Genomic DNA, 7,127 nt, shown 5'->3' with positions numbered 1-7,127 from the left:
GTTTATGACATCTCGGGGAAGCCGCCGCCGACTATTGAGTCGGAGTGAGTTGAAAGAACGAGGGCGCCGAGAGGCGCCCTTGTTGTTTCTACACATCCTTTTTCTTTAGAGAGGAAATGATGTCTCGGTGTCCATGCGCTTCAGGCAGAAAAGAGAGCTAATCGCAATGGTGTAATCAGTCCGCTCTGGAGGAGGCATTCTGTATCGGGTTCGCCTTCGATGCGAATTCTCTTTAGACAACATCGATAAGCCAATCTTCAGGGACTAGCCCTTTCCCTCGCCATTCTTCGACAGGGTGTACGTTGTCGAGCCCGCCCCAGACTTCTTCGTTTGCGTGGTCGAGTACGATTATCTGAAGTCTGCCATTAGTCTTGGAGCAGACTTCATCGAACAACGTAAATACCTTTCTGACAGCGACAATGTCCTCATTCTGCCACGCTGGATCAAGGTCAAATTCATTCCCCTTGTCTGCACGCCGGACCGGGAAATAGACCTGGCTCGGCTGATCATAAATGAGTAGCGCGGGGACGGGGTGCTGGGGAAGCCTCAAGAAGTATCCCTGCAGCGCTAAGGTCAGTGCGACATGGTATGCCAGCCAATTGGCGCCGCTACCAATCTCCCAAAGAAAGTCATCTCTCGTGCCGTGAATGACTTTTACCGTAAGGTCTGGGATGACAAGGCGAATAGGTGCATCAGGCCACTCGCCATCCAGCTTTGGAATGAGTCTCCCTGAAATCTCCTGGATGGTGTTGAGTGAATTTTCGAGCTTTCGGCCTATTTCGTGCTCAGAGATTTGGTTTGACATCCTATCAACCTGCGCCCTCAAAGAGGAAATCTCCTGGTTCAATTCGGATGAGGTGTCTGCGGCGTCGTAGAGTCTAAGTGCCTCTTCCAGTCTTCCAATAAAACGAGAAATCTCTTCGCCGCGCGTTGTTGCTTTTTGAGCATCTTCAGATTGTCCCTCAAGTGCTCGAATTTCAGCGCGAACCGCTGCAATTTCGTTCAAGTTGATCTCAACGGATTCACGCTGACGCTGAGTTTCTCTTCCTAGCGACTCTGTTACTTCCGGATAGGAGCTAAGCCGAAGCTCGATGCTTTCAAGTGTGTGGCAGAGTTGTTCGATTCGCGCACGGCCGCTCTCGCTCACTTCAAACACAGCTTCCGAATTGCTAGAAGAAAGCTCTCTGATCCATGAGGAAAGGCTCAGTCTGTCACGCTGAATGCGAAGTCCACTTCGATACTCATCACTGCTTTCGTCCAAACGGCGCAGCTCATGAAGTCTTTGGCGGGATTGACTCAGCTTCATTGCGAGGTCTGACTCTAAAGAGCGCAATTCAGTGAGCCTTACCATAATTACGTCCATGCCTTCGAGCGAGGACGTAGCCGACCGCGGACTGCATGCCAGAGCTTCGCGTAGCAAATCGACGATTGCAGACCAATCGGACGGCACGCCGGTGCTTGGTGGGAGTAGTCCGTACTCAATCGCGAGTCGAACCCAAGCAAATCCCTCTCGCTGCCATGCGGAGCCTGTTTCTTGGCGTGCTCTAAGTTCAGCCTCTTTTCGTCTCAATAGCCGTATCAGTCGATCAAGGTCATGGCGGATTTGTAGTAATTCCGGACTGATTGCTCCCAAGACATAAGGAAATATTGTCTTTAGTTTCTCTCTATGCTCAGTGGTGTCTGCTTTAAAAAAAAGAACATCAGGATTTGCGACAATGTTCTGAGGCTGAAAAATGAATGCCATCAGATCGCGGAAGCTCACCCGAGACTTGAACCTATCGTCAGTACCTGGTTCAAACTGAAGGTTGGATAGTCCGGACAGCCTGTTCAGTGCAGACTTTACGTAGTCAACATTCTGATTCTTTGAATGAATCTCCTTGGGGATGGCAACCAATGGGCCTTCAAGTAGGAACATCTCCCCAGAGGATTTTAGTCCGCCAGGTTCTTTACGAGCGAACAGCTTTTGCCCCTCAAGAGTGTCAAACAGAACGCCAAACCAAGAGCACTTGTCGCGAATTACTCCAACAGGAATCGAACATTTTTCTGAGCCCAAACAGTAGTCAATGATCGGGATCACAGATGATTTACCAGTTTTTGATGCCCCGCTAATAACATTCACCTTCCCGGGTTCAAAATTCACCTCCCGGGGGGTGCCGCCATCTCGAGGCCAAAGAATTATCTTTAATAATTGGAAGTGCATCAGAATCCCACTCTCAATGTGTGGGCCACTTGCTGGTCGGAAAGGGTGGAAAACCAGTGGCCAATTTTTTCGCAAGCTGGACCAATCTTTCGGATTCGGTCAGGCACTGTTGGAGTTCGCAAGCCATGGTGTGGGCTGAAAGAGCGAACCTCAGCGGTATTGGGGCATATTCGGACAAGATGTGCCTGTTCTGCAGCAATCAACGAGGCCAGCGAGAGATTGCGAAGGCTGAGCGCGCGCTCATGCACTGCGAGGAGCTCCTCGCGCTTGTCACCTAACTTCCCGGCCAAAAGATGAAGGCCTGAGGACTTCTGGGTACTCAGGATCATTCCAAGGGTCGCGGTATGGAGCACGAGTGGAAGCACTAAGAAGGCGAGATGAAGCGGAGCCGCTCTGCCTTCTAGTTCCTGGAAGCCAATGCCGAATCGCCATATTGCGTAAGCCCCTAGTGCCTCATTCTGGACAACTGCAGCCTCGCTGAGCCGAGGGGATGGAAGAGGTGAGATCACTTAGTTTCCTCCGCATCGAGAAGGGCTCGATGCTGCGGATGCCAGCCCAGTTCTCGTCTGTCTGCCAGATCATTGAACCCTCCATGTGTAAAGTGCTCAGGGACAGTGCGCCCACCGAGCGCTACTTGCTTCTGGGAGCATCGACTATAGATAATTCTGCCTTGTGCATCCTGTGTTTTTTCGTGAAATACTTCATGGACTTCCATTCTTACTGCCTGATACTGGCGGAGTAGTGCCTTGTCCCAATCCTCAAACGCCTCCTCGAACACATATCCCTGACTTGCCCACTTCGTCTTGTCGCCAGAAGTGCGCATCCAGTCGCTTGCTGCTCGAATTAGCGCCTCTTCGGGTGCTCCGACAAGCTGCAGCTGGCGAGCGAAGATTGGTCGTCCCGTTAAAAGGTCATGGGTGTCCTTAGTCGATGGGGCCGGGGTGAAGGATGGCAGGTATCCAGCCATGTTATTTTGTTGGACAAATGCATGGAAATTTCTACGAAAGTCCGCAGCATTAACTATGGCTGGGACTTTTCTTCGGATGCATTGATCTGCAGCTTCTTTTGCTTGCCCAATCGCAGATGCGCAAATTATGTCAACTAGTTTTTCGGGGGTTGTAGGCCTTAGGAGATTGCGAAGAGGCTCTAGTGGGTCATCATCGGTGGCGATGATTTTAATTCTTTGGACTACTGCAGTGCGTATGGTCTTTTTGGTTGCAAGAAATTTCTCAACATACGCAGCGCATTGTGGAGGGTTCACTCTCTGTTGCAGTTTTTTGCTCACAGATTGAACCAGGGATTCAATATTCTCGGGGTCATCTGCGAAATTCAGTGCAGAGCTGAATTTCCCCACCTTTGCGGGCGTTACATAGAGGTGGAAAGCGGTGGTCCTAGGGTCGACCCCACTATCTTCTACTTCATCCAACCAATTACAGATTGCATTCCAAAGGTCATTCGACCAGTCGGAAATAGGGTTGTGAGATAGAGCGCTTTTGCACTGTTCCAGTAGTAGAGTTCCGTCCTTATAGTGAACGGCGACATCATCCAAGTACTCAAGCGATACATTGGATTCTACCGGGCTGCTCAGCAGGTGGTAGCACAGCCTCACTGGCTGCAGCGAAAAACCAAGATATGGCCCTGGAGCGGCGTGTTTGATCGACAGTGGCTTTGGATCGATCATCAGGCTAGCGTTCCGGTTGGCTGCCGTTCGTTACACATCGGCCGAATCCTTAACTCCATGTTCTCTCTCGCGCATTTGACGGTACAAGTGGACATGCCGGATATGGTTATGTCATTCCGTACTAGTCTCAATTTGTACGCGACGAGCCTCCCTGTTGTCTAGGGAGTAGACGATGTGGATCATTGTTCAACATGATCTGATGCGCAATGACGATTCCCAAGTCGGAGTAGTCAAAAGATTGACGCCATTGTTTGATCGCTTTTGAGGAATTACTCCGGCCTAATCTCCCGACAAGCCTCCCGACAAGCCTCCCCCTCAACCAACCCCCGGTACGCCAGAAATAACCCATCAACAATCCACTCATCCAGATGCAGCTACGGCTCCGCCACCACCCGGTAGCGGTCGCCGAGCGCACGACCTCCAGCACCGTCAGTAGCTCCACTAGCGCGCGCTCGGCCCTTGCTAAGCTCACGCGGTGCCCGGGTGAGACATCGTTCTCCAGCCAGGGCACGCCGTCGGCGCCCTTCGCATCCACGCATGCGCTTGAGAATGCCGAGCAAGTAGTTCAGGTCGGGCAGGGGAGTGTTGTCGTTGATGGGCAACAACGGTGTAAGCGGAGAAGATGTCGTATTCGTTCATGGGGTCGGTTGTGCGTGGCCGTGCTAAACAGCGCCACGGCATGGCGCAAACAATAGTCATTGCTCATCGCGGGTTGCAGACCCGGAGCGACCCGTTGTCGGTGGTGAAGTCATGGTGGCTACGCCGTCGCTTCGATTGCCAATAGATGTTCGCGAACAGGTCGCGGGTTTCGTTGGTGAAGAACTATTGGTGCACGCACCACGCGTGCAGCAAGCGTCGCGGGCAGACGCATTCGCGCAACTGCACTGTTGATGACGAATAGAAGTGGCGTAATTGCCCACGCCACAAGCGAATAGCGCGACGTCTTTCTTTGCAACAGTGCTTAGACCGTACACGCAGGCGGCGGTGCCACATCAGCCGCACAGCCCGTAAAACGGCTCAAACCAGAACTAGCCAGCGAGCGTCGCAACCTCAACAGAGGCCATCCTCAGCCTCGCTCGCATTCTCAACGAACAGCTCAATCATCGCCCGCGCCGCCGCCGACTGCCGCCGATGCGGCGCATAGATCACCGAGAACTGCCTTGACCTTCCCCGCAGCTGCGGCAGCACTTGCACCAGCTGCCCGCGCTGCAATCGCTCGCGCACGATGAACTCGTAGCTCTGGCAGATTTCAATACCCTGTTCGGCCAATGAAACACGCCAGCCCATCGTCGGAGGTCTAGATGGGCGAACGCGGCAGCCAATCCACATCGCCCCCGTCATCGCGGAATACCCGCGGCGCCAGCCGCCCGGTGGCGGCATCACGAAGGGCAGGCACAGGTGCTGCTGCAGATCGTCCAGCGTCTGCGGCGTGCCGCGGCGCTGGAGGTAGTCCGGCGCGGCCACCAGTAGCAGCGGGGCGCATCCAGCTTGCCCGCCACCAGCCCGCTGTCCGGCAGCTGGCCAAGGCGGATGGCCAGGTCGAAGCCTTCGGCCACCAGGTCCACGTTGCGGTTGGTGATGTTCAGTTCCACCTGCACTTGCGGGCGCTGCTGCGCAAAGCGCGCCAGCACGGGCGGCAGCCGGTAGTGGCCATCGGTGGTCGGCACGCTCAGGCGCACGCGGCGGGTGGTCCGCTGCAGCAGCTGCCGGCCCAGCCGCGCTTCCAGACGGCTAACTGCGCGGCTCAGCACCGAGGGCGTGGTGGACAGTAGCGCTTGCCGCAAAAAACGAACGGCCCGCAAAGCGGGCCGTTCATAGTCCATCAAACCCACACACCCTCAGATATGCAGCGCATGCCCCAGCGCACGCAGCGCCGCTTCCTGCACCGCCTCGCCCAGCGTCGGGTGCGGGTGGATCGTGCCGGCGATGTCCTCCAGCGTGGCGCCCATCTCAATCGACTGCACGAAGGCGATGGACAGTTCCGAGACCTGCACGCCCACGGCCTGCCAGCCGAGAATCCGGTGATCGCTGCTGCGCGCGACAACGCGCACGAAGCCATCGGTGGATTCGAGCGACATCGCACGGCCATTGGCGGCGAACGGGAACAGCGCGACCTTGGTCTCGATGCCCTGTGCCTTGGCTTCGTCCGGCGACAGCCCGACCACCACGATTTCCGGATCGGTGAAGCACACGGCCGGAATCGCGGTCGGCACGAAGTGGCGCTTCTTGCCGCTGACGATCTCGGCCACCAGTTCGCCCTGCGCCATCGCCCGGTGCGCGAGCATCGGCTCACCGGCGACATCGCCGATCGCCCACACGTTGCGCATCGAGGTCTTGCACTGGTCGTCGATCTTGATCGCCTTGCCGGTCAGATCCAGCTGCAGCGATTCGAGATTGAAGCCGTCGGTCTTCGGGCGACGGCCGACCGCGACCAGGATCTGGTCGGCGTCCAGCGCGATTTCGTTACCGTCCTTGTCACGCACGCGCAGCTGGCCGTTGTCGGCCAGGCCGAGCACGCTGTGGCCGGTGAGCAGCTTCACGCCGGACTTCTCCAGGTGCGTGGCCACCGGCTTGGTCAGCTCGGCGTCGTAGGCCGGCAGGATGCGCTCCTGGGCCTCGACCACGGTGACTTCGCAACCGAGCTTGCGGTACACCGTGCCCAGCTCCAGGCCGATGTAACCGCCACCGACGACGATCAGCTGCTTGGGCAGCGAGGTCGGCGAGAGGGCTTCGGTGGAGGAGATGACCTTGCCGCCGAACGGCAGGAACGGCAGTTCCACCGGCACCGAGCCGGTCGCCAGCAGCAGGTGCTCGCAGGTGATGCGCAGCGTGCCGCCATTTTCCGCGGCACCGGCGATCTCGACGGTCTTGCCGTCGACGATCGTCGCCCAGCCCTTGATCAGCTGCGCGCCGTTCTTCTTCAGCAGTGCACTGACGCCACCGGTCAGCTTCTTGACGATGCCGGCCTTCCACGCGACGGTCTTGGCCAGGTCCAGCGACGGTGCCTGCACGCTGATGCCCAGCGGCGAGGTGCCTGCCGCATAGGCGGTGACCTTGGCGAATTCCTCGGCGGCATGGATCAGCGCCTTGGACGGAATGCAACCGATGTTGAGGCAGGTGCCACCCGGATTGACGCCCTCGACCACGATGGTCTTGACGCCGAGCTGGCCGGCGCGGATGCCGGCGATGTAACCGCCCGGGCCGCCGCCGATGATCAGCAACTGGGTTTGAAGGGTATTGGACATC

The 7,127-nt window shown here is 56.6% G+C and carries 5 protein-coding genes; all 5 read right to left on the bottom strand.

The features are described 5' to 3' along the window. Positions 1-232 precede the first annotated feature (232 nt). Positions 233-2,200, bottom strand: coding sequence for a DUF3732 domain-containing protein (locus tag QMX81_RS04255; protein WP_282258966.1), 1,968 nt, complete (start codon positions 2,198-2,200; stop codon positions 233-235). Positions 2,201-2,705: 505 nt separating this feature from the next. Beyond that, a complete protein-coding gene (locus QMX81_RS04250; protein ID WP_282258964.1) occupies positions 2,706-3,881 on the bottom strand; it encodes an ABC-three component system protein in 1,176 nt (391 codons plus the stop codon). 1,050 nt (positions 3,882-4,931) lie between these two features. After that, complete coding sequence (locus QMX81_RS04245) at positions 4,932-5,345, bottom strand: LysR substrate-binding domain-containing protein (protein ID WP_282258962.1); 414 nt, start codon at positions 5,343-5,345, stop codon at positions 4,932-4,934. Further along, positions 5,261-5,665 carry a LysR family transcriptional regulator gene (locus tag QMX81_RS04240; RefSeq protein WP_282258960.1) on the bottom strand — a complete coding sequence of 135 codons (405 nt, stop codon included), beginning with the start codon at positions 5,663-5,665 and terminating at the stop codon, positions 5,261-5,263. Before QMX81_RS04240 ends, QMX81_RS04245 begins: the two co-directional genes overlap by 85 nt. Positions 5,666-5,719: 54 nt before the next feature. Beyond that, entirely contained in the window at positions 5,720-7,126 is a 1,407-nt protein-coding gene (gene lpdA, locus QMX81_RS04235) for a dihydrolipoyl dehydrogenase (RefSeq protein ID WP_282258958.1), read from the bottom strand. Between the last annotated feature and the right edge of the window lies 1 nt (position 7,127).

The sequence above is a fragment of the Stenotrophomonas sp. PS02301 genome, from assembly GCF_029959485.1.
GTDB lineage: Bacteria > Pseudomonadota > Gammaproteobacteria > Xanthomonadales > Xanthomonadaceae > Stenotrophomonas > Stenotrophomonas maltophilia_Z.
Note: the sequence above shows the minus strand (reverse complement) of the source record. Positions and strands in the feature narration are given on the sequence as shown.

Excerpts from the sequence above, each read along its gene's own strand:
- QMX81_RS04250 (WP_282258964.1), bottom strand. The coding sequence starts at position 3,881 with ATGATCGATCCAAAGCCACTGTCGATCAAACACGCCGCTCCAGGGCCA.
- lpdA (WP_282258958.1), bottom strand. The coding sequence starts at position 7,126 with ATGTCCAATACCCTTCAAACCCAGTTGCTGATCATCGGCGGCGGCCCG.
- QMX81_RS04255 (WP_282258966.1), bottom strand. The coding sequence starts at position 2,200 with ATGCACTTCCAATTATTAAAGATAATTCTTTGGCCTCGAGATGGCGGC.